The sequence below is a fragment of the Pelorhabdus sp. sgz311002 genome, from assembly GCF_056134285.1.
The window spans coordinates 68,610-90,738 of the sequence record NZ_JBWBCL010000008.1; the positions used below are offsets into that span (position 1 = coordinate 68,610).

The 22,129-nt window shown below is 45.4% G+C and carries 21 protein-coding genes; 3 read left to right on the forward strand and 18 right to left on the reverse strand.

Features of this window, described 5'->3' with window-relative positions; genetic code table 11:
* Window positions 1-6 precede the first annotated feature (6 nt).
* The 11 genes from AC0NJP_RS12615 to AC0NJP_RS12665 form a co-directional block, all read right to left on the reverse strand.
* Window positions 7-1,422, reverse strand: a complete 1,416-nt coding sequence (locus tag AC0NJP_RS12615; RefSeq protein WP_474700013.1) for a tannase/feruloyl esterase family alpha/beta hydrolase — start codon at window positions 1,420-1,422, stop codon at window positions 7-9.
* Window positions 1,423-1,442: 20 nt separating this feature from the next.
* Complete coding sequence (locus AC0NJP_RS12620; protein WP_474700014.1) at window positions 1,443-2,717, reverse strand: MFS transporter; 1,275 nt, start codon at window positions 2,715-2,717, stop codon at window positions 1,443-1,445.
* A 1-nt stretch (window position 2,718) separates the two neighbouring features.
* Window positions 2,719-3,498: an alpha/beta fold hydrolase gene (locus tag AC0NJP_RS12625; RefSeq protein ID WP_474700015.1), complete on the reverse strand. Its 780-nt coding sequence runs from the start codon at window positions 3,496-3,498 to the stop codon at window positions 2,719-2,721.
* 152 nt (window positions 3,499-3,650) lie between these two features.
* A complete protein-coding gene (locus AC0NJP_RS12630; RefSeq protein ID WP_474700016.1) occupies window positions 3,651-6,842 on the reverse strand; it encodes a winged helix-turn-helix domain-containing protein in 3,192 nt (1,063 codons plus the stop codon).
* A gap of 30 nt (window positions 6,843-6,872) precedes the next feature.
* Window positions 6,873-7,451, reverse strand: coding sequence for a hypothetical protein (locus tag AC0NJP_RS12635; RefSeq protein WP_474700017.1), 579 nt, complete (start codon window positions 7,449-7,451; stop codon window positions 6,873-6,875).
* A gap of 48 nt (window positions 7,452-7,499) precedes the next feature.
* Complete coding sequence (gene sfsA, locus AC0NJP_RS12640; protein WP_474700018.1) at window positions 7,500-8,663, reverse strand: DNA/RNA nuclease SfsA; 1,164 nt, start codon at window positions 8,661-8,663, stop codon at window positions 7,500-7,502.
* Complete coding sequence (locus AC0NJP_RS12645; RefSeq protein WP_474700088.1) at window positions 8,656-9,549, reverse strand: NAD(P)-dependent oxidoreductase; 894 nt, start codon at window positions 9,547-9,549, stop codon at window positions 8,656-8,658. Before AC0NJP_RS12645 ends, sfsA begins: the two co-directional genes overlap by 8 nt.
* A 95-nt stretch (window positions 9,550-9,644) precedes the next feature.
* A complete protein-coding gene (locus tag AC0NJP_RS12650) occupies window positions 9,645-9,845 on the reverse strand; it encodes a cold shock domain-containing protein (RefSeq protein WP_474039734.1) in 201 nt (66 codons plus the stop codon).
* 202 nt (window positions 9,846-10,047) lie between these two features.
* Window positions 10,048-11,973 carry an ABC-F family ATP-binding cassette domain-containing protein gene (locus tag AC0NJP_RS12655; RefSeq protein ID WP_474700089.1) on the reverse strand — a complete coding sequence of 642 codons (1,926 nt, stop codon included), beginning with the start codon at window positions 11,971-11,973 and terminating at the stop codon, window positions 10,048-10,050.
* Window positions 11,954-12,229 (reverse strand): GIY-YIG nuclease family protein, encoded by a 276-nt coding sequence (locus AC0NJP_RS12660; RefSeq protein WP_474039376.1) that lies wholly within the window; start codon window positions 12,227-12,229, stop codon window positions 11,954-11,956. Before AC0NJP_RS12660 ends, AC0NJP_RS12655 begins: the two co-directional genes overlap by 20 nt.
* Window positions 12,230-12,235: 6 nt before the next feature.
* A complete protein-coding gene (locus tag AC0NJP_RS12665) occupies window positions 12,236-12,841 on the reverse strand; it encodes a peptidylprolyl isomerase (RefSeq protein ID WP_474039377.1) in 606 nt (201 codons plus the stop codon).
* Between the two features lie 263 nt (window positions 12,842-13,104).
* On the opposite strand from AC0NJP_RS12665, the gene AC0NJP_RS12670 reads away from it, so the two are divergent.
* The gene (locus AC0NJP_RS12670; protein WP_474039378.1) at window positions 13,105-14,280 is read left to right on the forward strand and encodes an ABC transporter substrate-binding protein; all 1,176 of its coding nucleotides are present in this window, start codon (window positions 13,105-13,107) and stop codon (window positions 14,278-14,280) included.
* 125 nt (window positions 14,281-14,405) lie between these two features.
* Here AC0NJP_RS12670 and AC0NJP_RS12675 read toward each other — a convergent pair whose 3' ends face one another.
* Window positions 14,406-14,777, reverse strand: a complete 372-nt coding sequence (locus AC0NJP_RS12675) for a VOC family protein (RefSeq protein WP_474039379.1) — start codon at window positions 14,775-14,777, stop codon at window positions 14,406-14,408.
* Between the two features lie 187 nt (window positions 14,778-14,964).
* Here AC0NJP_RS12675 and zwf point away from each other — a divergent pair, with 187 nt between their 5' ends.
* Window positions 14,965-16,488 carry a glucose-6-phosphate dehydrogenase gene (gene zwf / locus AC0NJP_RS12680; RefSeq protein WP_474039380.1) on the forward strand — a complete coding sequence of 508 codons (1,524 nt, stop codon included), beginning with the start codon at window positions 14,965-14,967 and terminating at the stop codon, window positions 16,486-16,488.
* A complete protein-coding gene (gene pgl, locus AC0NJP_RS12685; protein ID WP_474700019.1) occupies window positions 16,482-17,219 on the forward strand; it encodes a 6-phosphogluconolactonase in 738 nt (245 codons plus the stop codon). The genes zwf and pgl overlap by 7 nt, the downstream gene beginning before the upstream one ends.
* Here pgl and AC0NJP_RS12690 read toward each other — a convergent pair.
* From AC0NJP_RS12690 to AC0NJP_RS12715, 6 genes are all read right to left on the reverse strand, one after another.
* Window positions 17,216-17,569: a response regulator gene (locus tag AC0NJP_RS12690; RefSeq protein WP_474700020.1), complete on the reverse strand. Its 354-nt coding sequence runs from the start codon at window positions 17,567-17,569 to the stop codon at window positions 17,216-17,218. The two genes, pgl and AC0NJP_RS12690, sit on opposite strands and share 4 nt — an antisense overlap.
* A gap of 196 nt (window positions 17,570-17,765) precedes the next feature.
* Window positions 17,766-18,506, reverse strand: a complete 741-nt coding sequence (locus tag AC0NJP_RS12695) for an ABC transporter permease (RefSeq protein WP_474700021.1) — start codon at window positions 18,504-18,506, stop codon at window positions 17,766-17,768.
* Window positions 18,506-19,345: an ABC transporter ATP-binding protein gene (locus AC0NJP_RS12700; protein ID WP_474700022.1), complete on the reverse strand. Its 840-nt coding sequence runs from the start codon at window positions 19,343-19,345 to the stop codon at window positions 18,506-18,508. Before AC0NJP_RS12700 ends, AC0NJP_RS12695 begins: the two co-directional genes overlap by 1 nt.
* Entirely contained in the window at window positions 19,342-20,136 is a 795-nt protein-coding gene (locus AC0NJP_RS12705) for an ABC transporter ATP-binding protein (protein WP_474700023.1), read from the reverse strand. Before AC0NJP_RS12705 ends, AC0NJP_RS12700 begins: the two co-directional genes overlap by 4 nt.
* Window positions 20,136-21,146 carry a FecCD family ABC transporter permease gene (locus AC0NJP_RS12710; protein WP_474700024.1) on the reverse strand — a complete coding sequence of 337 codons (1,011 nt, stop codon included), beginning with the start codon at window positions 21,144-21,146 and terminating at the stop codon, window positions 20,136-20,138. Before AC0NJP_RS12710 ends, AC0NJP_RS12705 begins: the two co-directional genes overlap by 1 nt.
* Window positions 21,130-22,095 carry an ABC transporter substrate-binding protein gene (locus AC0NJP_RS12715; protein ID WP_474700025.1) on the reverse strand — a complete coding sequence of 322 codons (966 nt, stop codon included), beginning with the start codon at window positions 22,093-22,095 and terminating at the stop codon, window positions 21,130-21,132. Before AC0NJP_RS12715 ends, AC0NJP_RS12710 begins: the two co-directional genes overlap by 17 nt.
* Between the last annotated feature and the right edge of the window lie 34 nt (window positions 22,096-22,129).

A 22,129-nucleotide genomic window follows, 5' to 3' on the forward strand; every position in this document is an offset into this window, starting at 1 on the left:
GCCTTTTTAATATTTGTCAATCTCATAACCTGTCCAAAGATCAATGGCCTTGTCTTTATTGGCGGGAACAGGCAGCGTCATACTGGCAGGCGCTGGAATCCCTTTTTCCACCCAGTTCACAAGTACATCAAAAGATTGATGTACGTAAGGCATCAAGGGCTGTAATTTATGCTCTGAATCGACGCCTGGTTTATTAACCAAACCTTCAAAATGATTTCCTTGTTCAACCATATACAGCCTGTATATGGCTTCTTTACCTTGTGACTTTACCAGCCGTTCATAGGCTTTCGCATGAACATTCGCAAAGAGCAGTGAATCCCAGGTTCCATGAACGGTAATCACTGGTTTTTGTATATTCCCGTTATTTTCAAAACGAGCGATACGGTCTTTAATAAATTCTGGCCGCGCCAACCAATCATAATGCTGATAATCTTCAGGATGAGATAAAAACTCCCACCAATTACGCGTAAGGTACTCAGGATCGTATTTCATTCGATGAAGATTTAGTGTGGGCAACCAATAGGCCGTACCATGGAGTGGCCAGAGAAATTCTGATTCGATTGGCAGTCCCAAACGTTCTAACGCCGCAATAGCCTGCTGTCGCCGCAGTGGATCGACCTGTGATTGTTTCAGTATCTCCCAGGAGTTTACTGCCGTAGTTAAACTTGATATTAGATTCTCCTCTCTAGCTCGCCAGAGAACACCTTCCCAGTCAAGCATGCCATCATATAAAGCACTGTCCTGTTCAATGGCGTAGCGTGCTATATAACCGCCGTTCGAATACCCCCATAAATAAGTATAGACAGGTTCTTTGCCCTTCCAGGATTTTAGCAGCGACTTCGCAGCAACAGTCAACTGATGCAGCCGCAAATTCCATTCTTCTAAGGAATCCTCTTGACTGCTTAAAGCGTTCATGGCTTTCGCCCAAGGATAAATTTTCCCATCAGGAGCAGGGATTTGCTCGCCTGTTGTACCCTTATCACATACAGCATAGGCATAGCTGCCGCCTTGCTCATCGACTTTCGTCAAGACATAATCGCTAATTACAGCGTCAGTTGAACGAGCATCACCAAACCCTGGCGCCCCGACAACAACAAGTCGACCATTCCAATTCTGCGGGATTCTAATTAAAAAATAGCAATCCTCGAAATAACCCGTGACTTCCCTCCCGGGAATTTTCAATTTCGGTTTATACCATTCCGGACGAACTGGCTTTCCGGAAGACCAATCATTTTCGCCTAGAGCCACACGCCGCGCTTCTGATAGAGCGCCAATAGCCGGATTATTCGTAGTAAGATCGTCATATTCAATCACATTGACCGTATGTGCTCCAGGAAGCAGTGTGGACATTGCATATCCTGGTACAGAGAAGCAAATCAGCAGCAATGCCAGACATAAAATTTTGATTTTACTTCGCACCACTCTCACTCTCCCATCTCACTTTAGCTAGCATGACCTGCTGTCGTGCTTTGTGCCGCATCTTTGGACCGCATCAAAAAAACCAGCAGCGCTCCTGCCAAGAGACCGCCAAAACCGACTTGCCAGAGCAGATTGTAACTGCCTGTAGCATCATAAATAGCTCCGCCAGCATAAATGCCAAGGGCTGCGCCGCCTGCTCCGATCATCGCCATAGCACCGCTGACCGTGCCAAGACTTTTCCGTCCAAACGTATCCGCAGCAAAAGCGGAGAACAAACCATAGCTACCATAATGAGAGATGCCCATAATCACGACAAAAGCATAAGTCATGGTCATATCATGCGCATTTAGCAGCAGCATGGTCCCTGCCGCTTGAATGAGTAAGGATAAAATAACAGCAGTACGACGTTTAATAAAGTCAGAAATAGCTGGCCAAATTAACATAGATAATACGGCAAGGATCATATTCATGCCAAGCGCAACTGTTGCCGCGTCTTTGCTCAGACCCATTTTAATCAAATGCGGTACCTGGTGCACTTGCTGCGCCCAGCCGTTGCCACCCATAACAAAATAAGCGAAAAACACACCAAGGGCTAATGGTGATGTAAATAGCTGCGTTAAGGTCCATTGCCGTTCGCCGCTTTGATCCGGTCCTGCTGCAGCGGCCACCGTCGCTTGCGGTTTCTCCGTATCGCCATCAGGTAGCAGTCCCATTTCTTCTGGATTAGACCGCATAAAAAAATAAGCAGGCAGTATGACCAGAACAAAAGAAGCAATCCCCATAATACTTACAAGACCTTTCCAACCAATTGTCGGCAGCAAGTCTTTCGCCAAAAAAGTAAACACGGCGATACCGCCGGGAGACGCCACCAAGGCTATCGACAAAGCTCTGCCGCGTTTACGAACAAACCAACGATTGACCGCTGTCGGACCAGGAATCATGCCCATTCCCGTATTGGCAAGACCAAGTAATAAACCATAATATAAGTAAAACTGCCAAGTCTCAGTGACTGTCGTGACAAGTAAAAAAGCAACACCTGTCAAAAACCCGCCAACCATCAAAACAGTCCGTATTCCGACTTTATCCATAAATTTGCCAACAAAGGGAGCTGCCAAAGCATAAACAAGCATATTTGCCGACATAGCACCGGCAATCGAAGCTCGTGTCCAGTGAAGCTCGTCAAGCATCTGCAATTGAACGACGCCAAAAACGCCTTTCGTCCCATAAGTAATCGCTACCGATAAAAAGGCAACGAAAACAATCCACCAGCCGTAAAAGAATTTCTTTTCTTGGCCCATATTATTTCCCCCCTTGCAAAAATTCGCTAAGCAGCGCATTATACTCCGTGGGATTTTCCATTTTTGTCATATGAGCTGCTTGCGAAATGACTTTTAACGTAGCATTTGGCAAAGCTTCCAACAAAAACTGGGCATAAGAAAGTGGCGTAGTTTGATCAAACTCACCAACAAGTAATAATACAGGTACTGTCATTTTATGATGTTCGTGGCGATAATCGGCCTGCAGCGTAGCGATGGTCGCCTCGCGATACGATTTCTTGCGGTTCTGAGCAAACATCGCTTCAATATCGGCTTTTACTGCTTCTGGTACATCAGGACGACAAGCCACAGTAGCAATTGTTGCTGCCATTTGCGCCATCGGCAAAGTGTCGATATTATGCAACCGTGTTTCTAAGCCTGTTGTTCCCATGGGCGGAGGATAAAAGCCAGCACTATCACTTAAGGTCATCGTAAGAATGCGCGAAAGATTATGTGCTGCAATCTCTTGACTAATCAGCCCGCCCATGGAGTGACCGACAAAGTGGGCTTGATCAATGTGCAAGATATCCATGAGTCCAAGTACATCCTGCGCAAAAAGTTCCATCGTAATGACTGCGTCATTGTCTTCACTTTGGCCATGCCCTCTAAGATCCATGGCAATAACACGATGCGTTTTCTGAAACGCTTCCATTTGCCGCTGCCAGGAACTACTATTCTCCCCGAGGCCATGAATAAACACAATGGCCTCACCTTCGCCTGCTGTTTCATAATAAAGCTGAATCCCATTCACCTGAGCTAACACAATATCAGCCTCCTTTAATTAGATTGCTTTTATTGTAACGAAAGGAAGTTACTAACAAGTTACGAAATAGTCACAAAAAAGGCCAAATTGCGAAAATTAGCAATTTGGCCTTTTGAAATGATACATTTTCAGTTTTCAAGGAAAATATAGGATTATTCCCGATAACGTCGGAACAGTTTTACTGTTTCAGGCGAAGGCGTAACACTTAATTCTGTCTCTAATACATCTACGCACCGCTGATACGTCCGTACTAGCATCACTTGATTTGCCTGTTTACCATATAGCTCCAACATAAATTGATAGGCTTTCTCCCAACAAATATCCTGACGCAAAATCCATTGCGACCAGCTTAGCGCCTGCTCATATTCTTGCCGCTTCATATGCAGCAAGGCTAACAATTCAGCCCCGTTTACAGCCAAAGTTCTGAGTCGTTCTCGTTCTTTTTGCACAGCATCACTGCCACTTTCGCCAGCCAAATACTCGCCCTCATACCCTTTCAAAGCGTTTGCCAGGATCATTTGAGCCTTCTGATTCTTATCTTGATCATCATCAGTTAAACTTTCTTCGGCCAGCCTCATCCCCTTCGCTAAATCGGTCTCAAAGCAACTTACATCAATTACCATATTTTCAGAAAGCAATTGGTAGCAGCTGCCTTTCCTTATAATATAAGAACTAGGCGAACGAGGACGGCGCAACGGCTCTAATACAGCAAGTAAATCATGCAAAGCAGCTTTAAAATTCCGCAAAGCTGTTTGTTGATTTACCTCAGGCCATAACTCGCACATAATTCGCTCTTTACTCACTAAACAGTTTCTTTCTGTCAACAGCAGCCCCAAAAGTTGTCGTGAACTGCCGCGCCGCCACTCTCTTGGCGCCACTTCATCGCCGTACCGCCACAGCTGCAAAGGGCCTAGCGTCTTGATGCGCAACTCGATGTTGGTTCTATCACCGTTCCTATCGCTCTCGTCATATTCCGCCGACCATTCCGCAAAAGGCTGATAAGATAACGCGGCCACATTTCCCAGCAAAGAAGGGCCTTCCAACAAAAACTCATAACCATATTCCCCAACAAGTTGCGAAAACTGCTGATAGAATTCTTGAAATTCCGTCCGTTGTTCCAACTTTGCCGCCAAAAGCGCGAGCCACCACAAAGAAACGGCCTGTCCAAACGAATCACCGCACGCAGAAAATAAAGCTAACCCTTTCTGCAAAAAAGTTTTGGCATCTGCCTGATTTTCCACCATGACTGCTCCCATTCCCAAGGTATGGTATAAGACAGCGGTGAACCAGCGGTCCTGTACTGTTTCAGTAATGGCAATTCCTTCTAAACCAATTTTACGAGCCTTCGTCCAGTCGCCCTTCAATGCATGAAGCAGCGATAAGCCTTGCAGCAGTTCTGTTTTACTGCGGGAAATTCCCATTCGTTCCGCAATTTCTAGGGCCTTGCCGTAAAGTTCCCAGGCCTCTTTCCTTGTGGCTTCACGCAGAAGCAAAGCATGGCCCTTGCGCACATAGGCAATCGCCAAAACAAAGGGCGAGCGCATCTTCTCAGCCAAAGCAATACCAGCCTGAGCCAAGGAAATCGCCGCTTCCTGTTTGCCGGTATAGGTATAACAAAGCGATAATAATAGTGTCGTTTCACGAAACGAGCGCGGCACGTGATAGGATGCTTGTTCACGACTATAGCGTTTTTCCAGCATTTCCGTTGCTTCTTTCAATCGTCCTGTTCGCAATAAAATACGAGCTGCTAAATTATTTTTATCTTCTAACCCCAAGGGCATAAGTCCAGTCATTAGGCGACGATACCGCTCGGCCCGCCGCGGATTGCCGCGGTTAATCATATTTTCAGCCATCAGTCCAAGTATCGCTGCTTTTTCTTGCATCAGCTCTACATCTAGCGCCTTATAAGCTAATTTAAGATAATTTTGCGCATGAACTGGCTGAATAATATCAACGTAAGTTTCGCCAATGCTTCGCATAGCCTTACTCCAACCACTAGAACACTTTGCTGCGTCAAAAGCAGTCTTAGCCTGATTGTACCAGGCAATAGCTTGATCATAATGGCAGGCAAAACGGCTATCGTCGCCCAAAGCAAGATAAATCTCCGGACGCTGTCGATATTCGACAGGTAATTCCTCAATATAGTTTTTGAGCAATTTACCACGACCGCTGCTGACCCAGTGACGGCCTTCTTCGCAAAGTAATTCACAAAGAGCTTGCCAATTTTCTGCTAACAGCAAGAACGGTAGCGCCCGTTCGATCAATTTTCGCTTTCTGTAAAAAAGGCCGATTTTATTGTAAGTTGCCGCCAAGTCGCCAATCCGAAATTTTGCTTCCCGACAAAGAAACTCACGAAATAAATTATGATAGCGATACACATCAGGTCCCACTTTATAAAGAAACAAACCTTTTTTTAAGGCTTTCTCCAATAAAGCGGCAAAAAACCGATCTCCCATAACCTCTTTGCAGTAGGCTAAGGAAAAAGAATCGGTTAAAGCGGTTTTCAATAGGAAGTTCTGCATTTCTAGCGTTTGTCTTTCTAGTACATCATAGGCTAAATATTCAAAAAGAGCCTTTAGCTTATCTGGTTCCAATTGCCAAGATTCCCCTGGAAATAGCCCCTCCTTTTGCCAATAATTCATGAACAACCGAATCGCAATAACCCACCCCTCGGTATATTCATAAATCTGCTTGATCTGCTGCTTATGATTGAGTTTGCTATGAAATTGTTGGAGCAAGCTTTTTGTTTCGGTCAAAGAAAAAGTAAGCTCCGTTTCGGTAATATCCAAAACCTCGTCGCTCGCTCGCAGTCGCTCCACTTCAGCTAAAGCCACCTGCTGCCTTGATAGCAAAATAACCTGTAACCACTCCGGTCGGCAAGCGAGAAAACGATTAAAGAAAAGGCGAATTTCGCTACTATCCTGTACATGATGCCAGTCATCAATTACCAGTATACTAGCTGGCGATTTGGAACTAAACAGCTCCATACCAGCCATTAACAGTGAAAAAGCAATTTTCCAGTCAAATTTTTCTTCTTCGCTGATTTTTTCTTCATACCATAAACGGATTCCCGGCAATAAAGCATCAAGCGCTCCGGCCAGATACAAAGAAAAAGTATATACATTATCATCTTCCGGCCCAGGATTGTACCAGCAGATTCGTTTTTTCCCCATTAAATATTGCACTAAAACGGTTGTCTTACCATAGCCAGCACCAGCAGTAAAAACAACTAAGCGCTTACGAGCAGCCTCTTGCAGCATCTGAATCAGACTCTCGCGAAAAATTACATCATTTTCTAAAGCAGGGATCGTTAGCTTACTTTGGAGTAATGTAACAGAGCGCATAAGAAATACCCCTTTGCTGCTAAAATAAACTTAAAAAAATCTAGCCTGATGCACTAAATAGCCGGCAAAGAACAGCAAAGCGCCAAACCGATGACCGGTCCGCCAAGATCGCTTTGTAGCATAACGTCGGATCAAAAGTCCCGAAATAGCCAAACAGCCGAGGAAGGCCAACGCCAAAAAACCCGATCCTGCTCCTCGCTGCAAAGAATCCAGACCCGGATGACGCACATTCCAAATACTCCATAATAAATAACCATGGTCAATTGCCAAGGTAATCGCCAAAACACCAAACCAAATATGCAGCCGTCTTAGAACCGTCACAGCAAACTGGAAGTTAGCCTGGTACTTTGCTACCAAAGGAATTTTTTTACGGCCATAAATATAAAACTCGCGCAAGCCATAATAAGCAAAAGCGCCAAACGCAAACAGCAGCGATACTTTGCCAAGTTCTTTACCATCTCGCCCTAACTGACGCAAATCAATACCTGACATATCTTGATAAAACACATTGGCCCCAATCCAAAGGATCGTAGCTAAAAGAATCATAAAACTAATCGACAAAGAGCGATCAAAAATCCATAGTGAAGCCTGATCAATCCATTTTTTCATAAGTAAATGTAGTTCCCTTCTATCGTTTCATTTAAGTAAACCGATACATCATTTCTTCAACTCTAATTCAGTCGTAAGGCGCTCCATACGGAAGAATTGTAATAGCGCTATAAATCGACGGTCTTGCACCGGATTTCCCGCAAGCTTATAAAACTGCACGGCTTCCTCCATTTCACGAGGCGACCCCTGGATCACTTGCCGCGCCAGAGCCAACTCCTCTAAAACATTATGAAGCTGCTGGTCAAAAGCTTCTGTCGTCCGGATTGCAAAAACTTTGCAACTCGCTGATTTACTACGTAGATTTTCCGCCAAGGTAATCGGCTTCTTACGTTGCCGCATTAGTCGATTGATTGCCTGCGTCAAGTTCTCGCTCACTTTGCCCGCATAAAGATAGTAGCCTGGCAACAAATCGAAGGTCTCCCCTGCTGTCGCCACTACAGCAGTTTTTGCCGTAAACTGAAACAGCGCTAAATAATAACCGCTGTCTTGCACTTCTTCCCTTAAAAAATCCCAAGGAATTGTAACTTGCTGCGGCATCACTTCATAGGCTAATTGGTCGTGCCAATTTAGCGCGAGAGGATAAAAATCTACTTTACCGCTAGCAGCGCAAAAAGTCTGGGCAAAGGCAAAATCCGTATGGTAGTCAGGCAGAAAGTAGCGTGCATAGGGCCAGTGAATTAAAATGAGAACACCACAGCCGATCTCCGCTTGGGCCAATTGCGTCAAGGTTTCTACATGACTACGTCCCCGTTCGGTAATCGCATCAGGAAACATAGCCACAGATCCTTCAAAGAGCGTACAGGATTTCACTTCGAGATAATAAGGCTTTTCATCTTTAGTCAACAAAAAATCAAAGCGATGCTGGCCAAATTTCACTTCCCGCCTCACTACCGTAGCTGTTTCTAGTCCTGGAACCTGACCTGAGCGCAAAAGCACTTCCGCTACATCATTGGCCCAGTGCGTGTGCAGCATGATCCAAGTGTCTTCCCGCTTCACAGCCAAAACCGTATAAGGCAATTTTTGTTCTGGTGGATTTTTCTTTACATAGAGAGCTACACCGGCAAATAAAAGCTCCCACATTCTTCCAGGGTTCGGCATATAGGCAGTTGTTTCCTGTCCATTCACTGTACAAATCACAACAAAACGATTGGGCCGCCTAATAAAAACAGCTTCTATCACCGGAAAATCGCCCAAAGAATTTTTTCTATTCATTATGGGCCTGATATAAAAGATATAAAGCCTGAGTACCGCTATTTTCATGGCCTGCTGTCGCAAGTTGTTCATATAGCTCTTTCGCTAAAGCAAGACCTGGCAAAGCCAGCTTCATTTCCGCCGCCGCTTCCAAGGCAATCTTCATATCTTTAATAAAATGTTTCACATAAAAACCAGGCGCTTGATCCCCAGAAAGCATGCGCGGCGCTAAATTACTTAAAGAAAAACTAGCTGCAGCCCCTGTAGCAATACTTGTGAGAACCTGCTGTGGGTCAAGTCCGGCCTCTCTGGCGTAAGCCATGGCTTCACAAACCCCCATCATATTTGAAGCAATGGCAATCTGATTGCACATTTTTGTATGCTGCCCCGCACCAGGACCGCCTTGTTTCACAATATTGGTGCCAAGGCACTGAAAAATAGGCAGGGCCGTTTCGAAAACCTTGGCCTCACCGCCCACCATAATGGATAACTTGGCCTGCCGAGCCCCCACATCACCGCCGGAAACAGGCGCATCAAGCACGGCCACATCGCGTGCTTTTCCGGCTTCATAAAGTTTTTTTGCTAAAAGCGGTGAAGAAGTTGTCATATCTATAAGAATCGTTCCAGCCTTAGCCTGCGCGATAAGTCCGCTAGGAGCTAAATAGGTCTCTTCCACATCCTTCGGATAACCAACCATCGTAATAATAATATCGCAGCTTTGCGCCATCATAGCGACGGTTTCCGCCCATAAGGCGCCTTGCTCTAACAGTTGCTTCGCCTTTGCTTTCGTCCGATTATAAACCATCACGGAATAACCGGCTGTCAGTAAATGACCAGCCATACTTTTCCCCATAACGCCTGTTCCAACAAAACCAATTTTCGGCAATTTCATAGTCATAGCCTCCAGAGTGTCTTTTAGAGAATTATACCACCTGGAAAATAAAAAAATCCACAAAAAAAGCACTTCTCGTTTGAGAAGTGCTTTTAGTAAGCAACGCGTTATTACAGGCGAACAACGTTAGCCGCTTGAGGTCCACGGTTTCCTTGAACGATATCAAATTCGACGTTCTGACCTTCTTCAAGGGTTTTGAAACCTTCGCCTTGAATTGCGGAGAAATGAACAAAAACGTCGTCTCCATCTTCACGAGCAATAAATCCAAAACCTTTTTCTGCATTAAACCATTTAACTTTTCCTACCATTATGAATGGCCTCCCGTAAAAGAAATCCATGAAAAAAGCGGAATACCTCAAACTGCTTTGTTCCTTCAACCTGTGACGATAAAGAGGCGCAAGATCGTCTTATGTATTACTTCACTTTTTTCCATGTCCATAATCATTATACCACAGCAAACGGATTTTGCAAATTTTTCGAGGCAATTTCTAAAAATTACTTTTCTGTAGGCAATTATTGCGAGCGATTTTTTTCCATTTCTTCGACAATTTCGCTCAAAAAAGCCCAGCGTTCCAGCAGAAAATCGAGCTTTTTTTCCATAGCCAGCTTCTCGTCATAGAGTTCTTGGAGCCGAAAAGCATCACTAGCAGCTCCCTCCATAGCCAAAGCCAGAGCTTTTATGAGCCCCTCCGTCTCCGCAACAGCCGTTTCAATCCCATCATATTCTTTTTGTTCTTGAAACGTAAGCTTAACGCTTTGACGGCGCGGCGGTTGGGAGGTTTCCTTCACAACAGGCGCCACTTGTCTTTCTTTAGTTGAAAGCAGCTCTACAGAGTTTTCTTTTTCCTGTCGTTTTGCTTCATAATCACTATAAGAACCGCTATATTGAACGACTTCCCCCGGGCCTTCAAATGCAAAGATTTTATCGGCCATTTTATCTAAAAAGTAGCGATCATGGGAAACAGCGACCACGGCTCCTGCAAACTCATCGAGATACTCTTCCAAGATCGTCAAAGTTTCGATATCCAAATCATTCGTTGGTTCGTCTAACAGTAAAACATTGGGCGCTCCCATTAAAATCCGCAGCAGCTGCAATCGCCGCCGCTCACCGCCGGAAAGTTTACCAAGCAGCGTCCACTGTTGGCTACGAGGAAATAAAAACCGTTCTAAAAGCTGAGCGGCAGTGATTCTTGTTCCGTCTGGCCGTTCTAAATAATGCGCTTCTTCTTCGATATATTCAATGACCCGCAAAGAATCGTCCATTTCCAAGGTATCCTGAGAAAAATAGCCGATCTTCACAGTCTGACCTCGCTCAATCACACCGCTGTCTGGCGTCAGCCTACCATCAATAAGATTTAAGAGCGTTGATTTACCACGACCATTGCTGCCCACAATTCCGACGCGATCATTTTTCAAGACAATATAACTAAAGTCCTGTAAAATGACCTGTCCGTCAAAGGACAGCGTAACTTCCTTTAATTCCAAGACTTGCTTACCTAAGCGGCTTGACAAGCTTTCCATCTGAAGCGATTCGCGATTTACACGCCGTGGCTGTTCCTTCAGCTCTTCAAAACGCTCAATCCTCGCCTTCTGTTTCGTCGAACGAGCTTGCGCCCCGCGACGAATCCAGGCAAGCTCTCGGCGATACAGATTCTCGCGCTTTTCGGCCATTGCTTCTTCCCGTTCCAGCCGTTCCGCCTTTAACGTGAGAAAATCACTGTAGTTGCCTTTATACGTATAAAGCCGACCGCCATCAAGTTCAATCATGCGATTGGCGACACGATCCAGAAAATAACGATCATGGGTAACCATCAGCAAGGCGCCCTTGCGTTTATTGAGGAATTCTTCGAGCCATTCGACGGCTTCAGCATCTACATGGTTTGTTGGTTCATCAAGAATCAAGAGGTCGGAAGGATAAACCAAGGCCCCCGCAAGAGCCACTCGCTTTCTTTGACCACCTGACAGTTGTTGCATCGGCGCCAAAAAATCAGTAATGCCAAGAGCTGTTAAAGCAGCTTTCGCTTCTGTTTCGAGCTGCCAGCCTTCTAACTCGTCCATTTTAGCCGTTAAGTTCAGCAAGTGCTGTTGGGCCGCTTGACTACCAGGATCTTGCTCTAAGGCCTGCAGCGCGGCCTCATACTGGCGCAGACAAACCATCACTGGTAAATCGCCGCTAAATACCTCCTCCAGTACAGTTGCTTCCGGCAAAAAATCCGTTTGTTGCGGCAAATAGCGCACCGTAGCTTGGCTGTTCACCCAAAGCTTACCAGCATCAGGCGAAAGCTGTCCGGCAATCAATTTTAGCAGCGTTGATTTTCCCGTACCATTTACACCAATCAAACCAATTTTATCGCCAGAATCGATATGCAGTGTAATATGGTCAAATAAAGTTTTATCAGAAAAGCCTTTGCAAAGCTCTTCACAAGCTAGAATATTCATCACTTCGTATCTCCCTAAACATAACGACAAGGCGCTCTTTTTGCGCCCTGTCAAGTTTCTTTATCGCTGCTTCCCGTTTTTGCGCCTCACTGCGGTCAGAGCAGGCCTCCCAATAAATCAGGGAAACGGGACGGCGCGCCCTTGTATAACGCGCCCCTTTGCCAGCATTATGCCGCTGAAGCCGCTGCTCCAGATTGACCGTCCAGCCTGTATAAAAAGTACCATCAACACATTTTACCATATATACATAAGCCATAATTTTCTATTCAATCGTAATCTTATTGACGATAACGGGTTTTACGGGCTTGTCACGGCCATCCGTCGAAACTTTACTAATATTAAGAACAACAGCAAAACCATTAACCACCTTGCCGAAAATGGCATGATGGCGGTCTAACCATGGCGTTTCTTTCACCGTAATAAAAAACTGTGAACCACCGGTATTCGGTCCGGCATTGGCCATTGCCAAAATACCGGGAGAGTTAAACTTTAAATCAGGATGAAACTCGTCAGGAATCGTATAGCCAGGCCCCCCGGTGCCATTGCCATTGGGATCGCCGCCTTGAATCATAAAATTGTCAATGACCCGATGAAAGGTTAACCCATTATAAAACCCTTTATTCACTAAATCGATAAAATTCTTAGTAGTTTTCGGCGCCTTGTCTTCAAAAAGCTCAACCTTGAAAGTTCCCATGGACGTATCGAAAACAGCAACATGGTTTTGTGCCTTCTCGGCTTGGTTTGCCGCCTGCGGCTCAGACTGCTTTGCTTGCTTTTCCGTTTCAGTGGGCGTACTGCTAAAACAGCCGCTTACAAAAAACATATTCACAAGAAAAATCGTTGTAATCATCAAAAAAGTCTTTCTCATCTTATTCCTCCTAATAATCTGCTTCTTAGTTTATATTCTGTATAAAAGCCTTGGTTCCTACTAGAGTTTCCGCGAAAAGAGGAAGTCCTTAGCTTGTTTCGTCCCAAAAGACACCTTTCATAAAATAATAAACTTTTTTCCATTGTGCATTGACACAATTCGGTGAAAATTCTATAATGATCTATGTAGGCGTACAAACACCCTTTTGCAAAAGACATTAAGGGAAGTTTTTATGACATTCTAATGAGATGGGGAGAAAAGAGATGTTAAAAACGAAAAAATTTCGTCTGACAAGCCTCTTGCTGTCAGGCCTGCTTGCTGCGTCTTTATTGAGCGGCTGCGGCGGCAGCCAACAAGCCGCAAATGAAATTAAGTTAGGCGCTAACCTAGAAATGACAGGAACGAATGCTACTTTCGGTCAATCTGCTGCTAACGGAGCAAAGCTAGCCATTAAAGAAGTCAACGCCCAAGGCGGCGTACTTGGCAAACAGCTTTCCCTTGTCGTTGCTGATAATAAGAGCGAAGCAGCCGAAGCAGCCAATGCTATGCAAAAATTAATTACACAAGATAAAGTTGCCGCTGTAATTGCTCCAATTGCCTCCTCCAGTGTTATCGCTGGTGCACAGGTCAATCAGGACAATAAAGTGTTAGCAATCAGCCCAACAGCATCCAACCCGAAAGTTACCGTTGACCCTGGTACGAATAAAGTTCGCGATTTCATGTTCCGAGCTGCGTTCATTGATCCTTTCCAAGGTTCTGTTATGGCTAACTTTGCCACGAAATCCCTCAAAGGAAAAACAGCGGCCTTATACCTCGATAATTCCAGCGATTATGCCAAAGGCCTTGGCCAATTCTTTAAAGAAACCTTTATTAAAAATGGCGGAACTATTGTTTCAGAAGAAGCCTATCTAGCCAAAGATACTGATTTTAAAGCAACCTTGACCAAAATTAAAGCAACGAATCCTGATGTTGTCTTTGTGCCTGGCTACTATCAAGAAGTCGGCATGATTATTAAGCAGAGCCGCGAATTAGGCTTAAATGTTCCCTTCCTGGGCGGCGATGGTTGGGATTCAGCAAAACTGCCGGAAATTGCTGGTAAGGCTGCTTTAAATAACACCTTCTTCAGCAATCATTACTCACCTGATGACAACAGCCCGGCTGTAAAGACCTTTGTCGAAAGCTATAAGAAAGAATATGGCCAAACACCAGACGCTTTTGCCGCTTTATCTTATGACGCAACGAAAATGATCATTGAAGCTATGAAACGGGCCAATAGCGCCGAACCAGTAAAAATCAAAGATGAGCTGGCAAAAACCAAAGATTATCAAGCGGTTTCCGGTCTCATTACGTTCAATGAATTCCATGATCCCGTTAAGAGTGCTGTAATCATTGAAATGAAGGACGGTTTACAAACTTTCCGAGAAAAAGTAAATCCTTAAACTGTAGAGTTTTAAAAAATGCTTCTCCAAAATCATTGCTTACAAAAAAGCTGCCACCAACCATCGCCTGATACAGGCCTTGGTTGGGGCAGCTTTTCTCATAAAAAACAATATAATTTTAGAAATCAATCGCGAGGCGGAATAACTTCCAACCAGTAGCCATCAGGATCACTAATAAAATAGATCCCCATAGCGGCATTTTCATAGCAGATGCAGCCCATTTTTTGATGGAGCTCGTGAGCAGCAGCAAAATCCGGCGCCGCAAAGGCAAGATGAATTTCATTGTCGCCGAGATTATAAGGTTCTTTGCGATCTCTGAGCCAAGTCAATTCAAGCTGATGACTTGTTTGTCCATCGCCGAGAAAAACAAGAATAAAGCTGCCGTCAGCCGCTTCCTTCCGCCGCACCTCTTTAAGGCCCAGAGCCTCTTGATAGAAGGCTAAACTCTTATCAAGATCGAATACATTTAGGTTATTGTGTAAAAAACGAAAATTCATGTCTTATCCACTCCCTCCAATTTTCCTAAACAAATTTCCTTATTAAGGATTCGCCTTACAGCGATTCTTTCCTGCTCCAACAGTAAAATCGGGGTTCTTTCCTGACTACCAAAGGATTTTTACTCTTTTTAGAGAAATACTACAGGTAAATGTAAACCTGATTTACCACCAAAAGGAGTTGATTCACTTGGCACGCAACCTGCAACTTGACCCAACCGTCATTATCGTTTTCGGCGCTTCCGGCGATCTGGCTCAGCGCAAAGTATTTCCTGCCCTATATAATTTATACCTTGACGGTTATTTGCCGAGTCCTATCAAGATCATCGGACTAGCTAGAAGCAGCTTTACTGTAGAAACATTTCGCGATCGGTTGCGCCAGGGAATTGATAAATTTTCCCGCCGCGGTCCTTCACAGGATGCCGACTGGGAAGACTTTGCCGCTTGTCTGGAATACCTGCAGGCAGATTATAGTGATCCCGCCACTTACGAATACCTCTTATCCACAGCAGGCCGCGACTGGCCAACGCCGCCTAATCTCTTGTTTTATTTGGCCACACCGCCACTGCTCTTTTCGCCGATTGTCCAACATTTGGGCGAAAGCGCTCCGCTACGCGGCGACCGTCGGTATCGCTTAGTCATTGAAAAGCCCTTCGGCAATGATCTTTTATCAGCTCGACGACTCAACAGCGAACTGCTCAAATATTTTGCGGAAGAACAAATTTACCGCATTGATCACTATCTTGGTAAAGAAACAGTGCAAAATATCCTAGCCTTCCGATTTGCCAACGCAGTCTGGGAGCCTGTATGGAACCGCAATTTCATTGATCATATTCAAATTACGGTAGCCGAGCAGCTCGGCGTAGGCGAACGCGGCGGCTACTACGAAACGGCCGGAGCCCTTCGCGATATGATGCAAAATCATCTGATGCAGCTACTTTGTTTCATGGCTATGGAACCGCCTACGTCATTCCAAGCCGACGAAATTCATAATAAAAAAATTGATGTTATGCATGCCATCCATCCCATCTTGGAAGATGACGTCCCCTTCTACGCCGTACGCGGCCAATACGGCCGAGGCTGGATTAACGGCAAAGAAGTTCCTGGTTATCGCGAGGAACATGCCGTCGCCCCCGACTCAAATGTTGAAACCTTTGCTGCCGTAAAGTTATTTATCGACAACTGGCGCTGGCAGGGAGTCCCTTTCTATCTCCGTACAGGAAAACGCATGCCAGCTAGGGTTTCCGAAATCTCTCTGCAGTTTCGTCCTGTGCCCCATCACCCGTTTTCCCATCTAAACACCCAATTGATCCAATCGAACCGACTCGTTATTAAAATTGAGCCAAACCAAGGCATTTTGCTGCGAACTCAAGCGAAAGAGCCGGGTCTCGGCATGAAATTAAAACCGGTCGACATGTATTATTCCTATCGCGAAGCCTTTTCCTCCGTGTCACCTGACGCCTATGAAACATTGCTCGTCGACGTAATGCGCGGAGATCCGGCTCTCTTTATGCGGGCCGATCAAGTGGAAGCCGCTTGGTCCGTTATGCGTCCCCTTTTGGAAGTTTGGCAAAATGCACCGGAACTTAACTTTCCGAATTACCAGGCTGGTCAATGGGGGCCGCCTGATGCCGAAGCGTTGATTGCCCGCGACCGTCGTTCCTGGCTGTTACCAGCCTGTATGGAACCGAAAAAAGGAGGCTCCTCATGCTGAAAATTTATGAAACAGAAGCAGCTGCCGCGAAGGCAGCTGCCGATCTTTTTCATCAAACTGCTTTACAAGCCATAGAGAAACAGGGCTATTTCTATGTAGCCGTGGCAGGCGGTACAACCCCGCAAAAAGTCTATGAACTTTTAAAAGAGCCGCCCTACCTCACAACAATCCTCTGGGAAAAAGTCCATATTTTCTGGGGCGATGAACGCTGTGTCCCCGCTAACTCGGCGCGCAGTAATCAGAAAATGACCTATGACGCTTGGCTAAGCCATGTCCCGCTGCCACCGGAAAACATTCACACCATAAATACCAAAGAAGCGCCAGAGGAAGCAGCGCTTCGCTATGAGACAGACTTAAAAACCACCTTTGCTTCCGCTCCGCCTCGCTTTGACCTCATTTTTCTCGGACTTGGCGCCGACGGCCATACCGCATCACTCTTTCCCGGTTGCCCCGCCCTAAAAGAAAAACAGGCTCTCGTGAGAGCTGTATTTCCGCAAACACAGCCAGAGGCCCGTATCACCTTTACCTATCCACTTTTAAACCAAGCAAAAAAAATTGTTTTTTTAGCAACAGGAACAGCAAAAGCGGCTATTTTGGCAGAAATTCTAAACACTCCGCCACATGAGCCGCCCTATCCTGCCCAGCTTGTTCAACCAACCCAAGGAGAAATCCTGTGGCTTCTTGACCAGCCAGCTGCCAAAGAACTATCACCAAGCACCTTAAAAAATTAAAGTTTTGCCAAAGCCTTTACTAATGTTGCTTCTTCAAAAGGCTTGACTACAAAGCCTTTCGCACCAGCCATAATGGCTTCACGAACACTATTCTCATGCCCCAGCGCAGTAATCATTAAGACTGTGGCGTTTTGATCAATCGCTTTAATTTGCTTTAACGCTGTTACCCCATCAGAATTTGGCATTGTAATATCCATAGTCACAATATCAGGCTGTAACGTTTGAAACTGCGTTACAGCCTGATTGCCGTCTACAGCTTCCCCCACAACTTCATAGCCATTCTTCTGCAACATTGTCTTAATACTAAGACGCATAAACATTGCATCATCCACAATAAGTACCCGCTTCATCAAAATCTCACCAGCCCTTACGAATAGAAATAAAAGTCTATTGCCTTTATTACTAAAATATTGCATTTTTCTACAAATAAACCGCTTATAAATTCATTGTATACAAGGCAACGCTTTTTGTCTATCCTTTATTTCCCTTTAAATAGCAGAAACTGGGTCAGGTTACTATATTGTAATCACTATAGTAACGAATTGCTTAGCGACTAAGCCGCTTCATCTGCCAAAGTCCTGTCCCAATAAGAATGATCACATAGAATGCTAATACGCCAGCAGAAAATAGCGGCAGCGGCGCCCCACTGCCAACAAGACGTAATCCTTGACTAGCATGAGTTAACGGAAGCAACTGCACCACCCCCTGCAAAACAACGGGAAGTCTGTCGCTGGAAAAAAAAGTAGCGCAGAGAAACGACATAGGGGTCAATACATACGTGTTGAAATTTGCCATTTCCTCATGAGAATTCATCAACATCGCCGCAACAAAGCCAAGTGACGCAAACAGAGCGCAGTTTAATAGCAACAGTAACCAAAAGCCCATAGAAAGCGATAATTTAGCGCCAAATACAAACGCTAAAATCAAAATAACCAGGGAAGAAATGACGCCGCGCAGCATCCCGGAAAGGACTTTTCCCAACACAAAAGCAGCAGGCTGAATCGGCGCAATCTGGTATTCTTCTAGTGTTTTATGGTACAGTCTCGCCATATTTACGGGCGTCCCTACGGCGTTAAAACTAATAATCATCGAGTTCAGCGCCACAATACCTGGTACAATATAGTCAAGATAGCTTCCCTGCTGTACCTGAATTTGACTGCCAAGACCCCAGCCAAAAGCAACAAGATAGAGAATTGGCGATACCATACGCGATAAAATAAATCGCCCTAGGCGTCGGTTCAAAACTAGCCAGTCCCGCCAAAAAACTGTAAAAATATCAGATAGCATTATTCTGAAACCTTCCTTCCCGTAAGTTCCACAAACACATCTTCCAAATTCGTCTTTCGTAAGGCCGCCGTACCGCTTAACTGCCCCATTGCCGCCACAGCAGTTTCGCGTTCCTCAAAAAACCGTGCCTGCAAAACGCCCTCTTCCATCCATTCCAAAGCAAACTGCCCAACACGCCGACAGAGCTCTGTCGGCGTGTCCGTTACTAAGAGTCGTCCTTTTTCGAGAATAGCCACACGATCACAAAGCGCTTCTGCTTCCTCGATATAATGTGTTGTAAGAAGTACAGTCAAACCAGACTGATTGAGACTGCGGATCAGGTCCCAAAGTTTACGTCGTACCTGCGGATCAAGACCCACTGTCGGTTCATCTAAAAAGAGAATCTTGGGTTCGTGCAGCAAAGCTCTGGCAATCATCAGTCGCCGTTTCATTCCGCCAGAAAAGGTTTGAACCATATCGCCAGACCGAGTATCCAATTCGACAAAAGCAAGCAACTCAGCAATTTTCTTATGGCGAACCGCTTTAGGAATATGATGCAAACGCCCATGAAGCTCTAGGTTTTCCCACGCCGTAAGATCCGAATCGAGATTAAAATGCTGCGGTACAACACCAATCAAAGCCTTTATGGCAATGGAGTCTGTCGCAATAGGTTGTTTTTGAATCAAAACAGAACCTTCTTGATAGGATGTCAGCATTGTTAGAATCCGGATCAAAGTGGTCTTGCCAGCGCCATTTGGGCCTAGCAAACCAAAAATTTCACCATCGCCAATGGAAAGATTCAAATGGTCAATGGCTCGCCTTTGCCCATACTGTTTTACAAGTTCGCAAATCTCAATCATAGTGTCTCCTCATTTCCTTTCGCCAGCGAACGGGCCAGTGATAAGGGCCTACCTGTTTCATCAAGCCAGATATCGGCCTCAATCCGAAACACTTCCCGCAACATCTGCTTGGTAATTACATCGGCAGGCGAACCAGCGCTATATAAAGCGCCGCTACTCAGCACAGCAATCTGATCAGAATACCGTGCTGCATGATTCATATCATGAAGTACCATGATAACAGTAATCTTTTCCTCCCGATTGAGTCTGGCAATGAGTTCGAGAATTTCTAACTGATGAGAAATATCAAGATACGTTGTCGGCTCATCAAGCAGCAAGAGACGTGGTTTTTGGGCTAAAGCCATCGCCAACCAAACTCTCTGACGTTCACCGCCCGAAAGAGTTGCCACAATCCGGTCAGCTAACTTTGTCAGCTGCGTTGTTTCGATCGCCCATTCAATAAAAGATGCATCTTCTTTTTGCGTATTTTTCCACCAACGTTGATGAGGAAAGCGACCATAACTAATTAAATCACGCACTGTCAAATCGCTGGGAGCACTCGGCGTCTGCGGCAATACAGCCATAGTTCGGGCCAACTCTGCTGCCGAAACAGCATAAAGCTCCTTGCCATCAAGCAGAATTTTTCCCTGCTGCGGTTTTAAGGCACGCGATAAGGTTTTTAAAAAAGTACTCTTGCCAGACCCATTTGGCCCAATAATCGAAACGATCGTACCTTCTTGAATCGTCAAAGATAAATCCTGGAACAAAAGTTTCGCGCCAAACTGAACGGTTACATTCTGCGCTATAAGCATTACGGTTCCCTCCTTAATAGATAGAGGAAAAAGGGAGCGCCAGCAAAAGCCATAATAATGCCCACAGGCAGTTCCACTGGCGCAAAAACCGTTCGGGCCATTGTATCGCTAAAAGTCACAACCGCCGCACCTAGCAACGCGGAAGCAGGCAGCACATAACGATAATCAGAACCAATAAGCAGTCTTGCTGCGTGCGGCACTACCAGGCCCACAAAGCCAAGCAGTCCAGCTACACTGACAGCGCTAGCCGCTAGCAGCGCGGCCACAGCAGTGAGTAAGAGACGCGTTCTCTCGACAGCAAGTCCCAAACCAGCAGCCACTTCATCGCCGAGTTCTAATACATTTAAGCTACGCGTACTGAAAAAAGCCACGAGAGAGCCAAGTATCGTGTAAGGCAGCATGGCATAAAAATGGGGCCAGCTTCTTGCCGATAGCCCGCCAACCATCCACATAAGAGCGCCATGAACCCGATCACTAAAGAAGACTAATAAACCAGCAATGCCTGCTCCCAGAAAAGCCGAAACAGCTACCCCCGCTAAAATAATCCGTACCGGACGAATGCCGCCTTTCCAGGCCAAAATATAAATTGCCATCGTCGCCGCCATGGCACCGCAAAAAGCTACTGGCGTGAGTAAATACTCCCAGTGAGGGAATAAAATCAAAATTAAAATACCAGCAAGACCAGCCCCAGAGGAAACGCCAATAATGTGGGGATCTGCCAAAGGACTTTTCATGATCGACTGCAAAATAGCCCCAGATAAGGCTAGATTCAGTCCCACTAAAGCGCCTACAAGTGTGCGCGGCAATCGAATATTAAAAATAATCGGATTTCCCGCCCCTTGCGAAAAAAGCGTTGTAACAATTTCCTGCCAGGAAATTGTTACAGCGCCTGTAGCTAAACTATAGACAAAGGAAGCGGCAAAAGCCAGAACAAGCAAAGCTAAAACAAGTACGCGACGCCCAAGTCGACCATCACCAGAAGAAAAGTTTCGTTTATTGAACACGGCCATACACCTCAGGATAGACGATTTTAGCCATATATTCTACAGCATCAGGAATTTTCAGACCAGGATTGAGCAAAAACAAATCAGACGGCAAAAAGTAAACCTTCTGATTTTTCACAGCAGCGAGAGTACTCCAAGCTGGATTACTTTCTACATCGCTTTTCATCCTTGCGCCAATTTCCGCGGCATTGCCCATGGTGACCACAAAAACCATATCAGGATTGGAATCCACCAGTTTCTCTAAACTATAAGGCACATTATCACTGTCTTTATCAGGCGCCGTCGTTCCCGAAGCAACATTGACAAGGCCCAGACGTTTCGCTATACTGCCAGCAATCGTATTATCAAGCTCGACTGTTACACTTTTCGACGTAGCATGCAAAATCGCCACCTTCAACGGCGGTCCTTGCGGCACTTTGGCTTTTATGGCGCTGATTTTGTCTTGAATGGATTGTACTAATTGAGAAGCTTTGCTCTCTGTCCCGACAATCTTACCAAGTAAAGTAATCGTTGTCAGCGTATCTTCTAACGTCTTATATTTCAAAAGCAAAACCGGAATGTGATTACTTTCCAGCGTTGGCAAAAGCTTTTCATGCATTCCCTGCACGGCAATGACTAAATCCGGTTGCAAAGCCATTACTTTTTCTAAATTCACATTATAGACAAAGCCGACTTCCGGCACAGAAGCAGCAGCCTCTGGCACCGATTCCGTTTTAGAACTGGGCCTGCCTGCGGCTTTCCCATCGACAGAATATAATAGATCTAAAAAAGAGGTAGAAAGCACTACGACTTTTTCCGGTTTTTTCGTTAAAGTAACTGTGCGTCCGGCATTATCTTGTATGGTTAAATAATTCCCGTCTTTCCCTTGATCGGCAGATTTTTGCGCACCACAGCCGGCAAAGAAAAGTGCTGCCACGCCACAAAGGAGTGCCAGCAAAAACATATACTTTTTCATTGCAGTCTCTTCCTTTCGCTGCTCCGTTAGATGC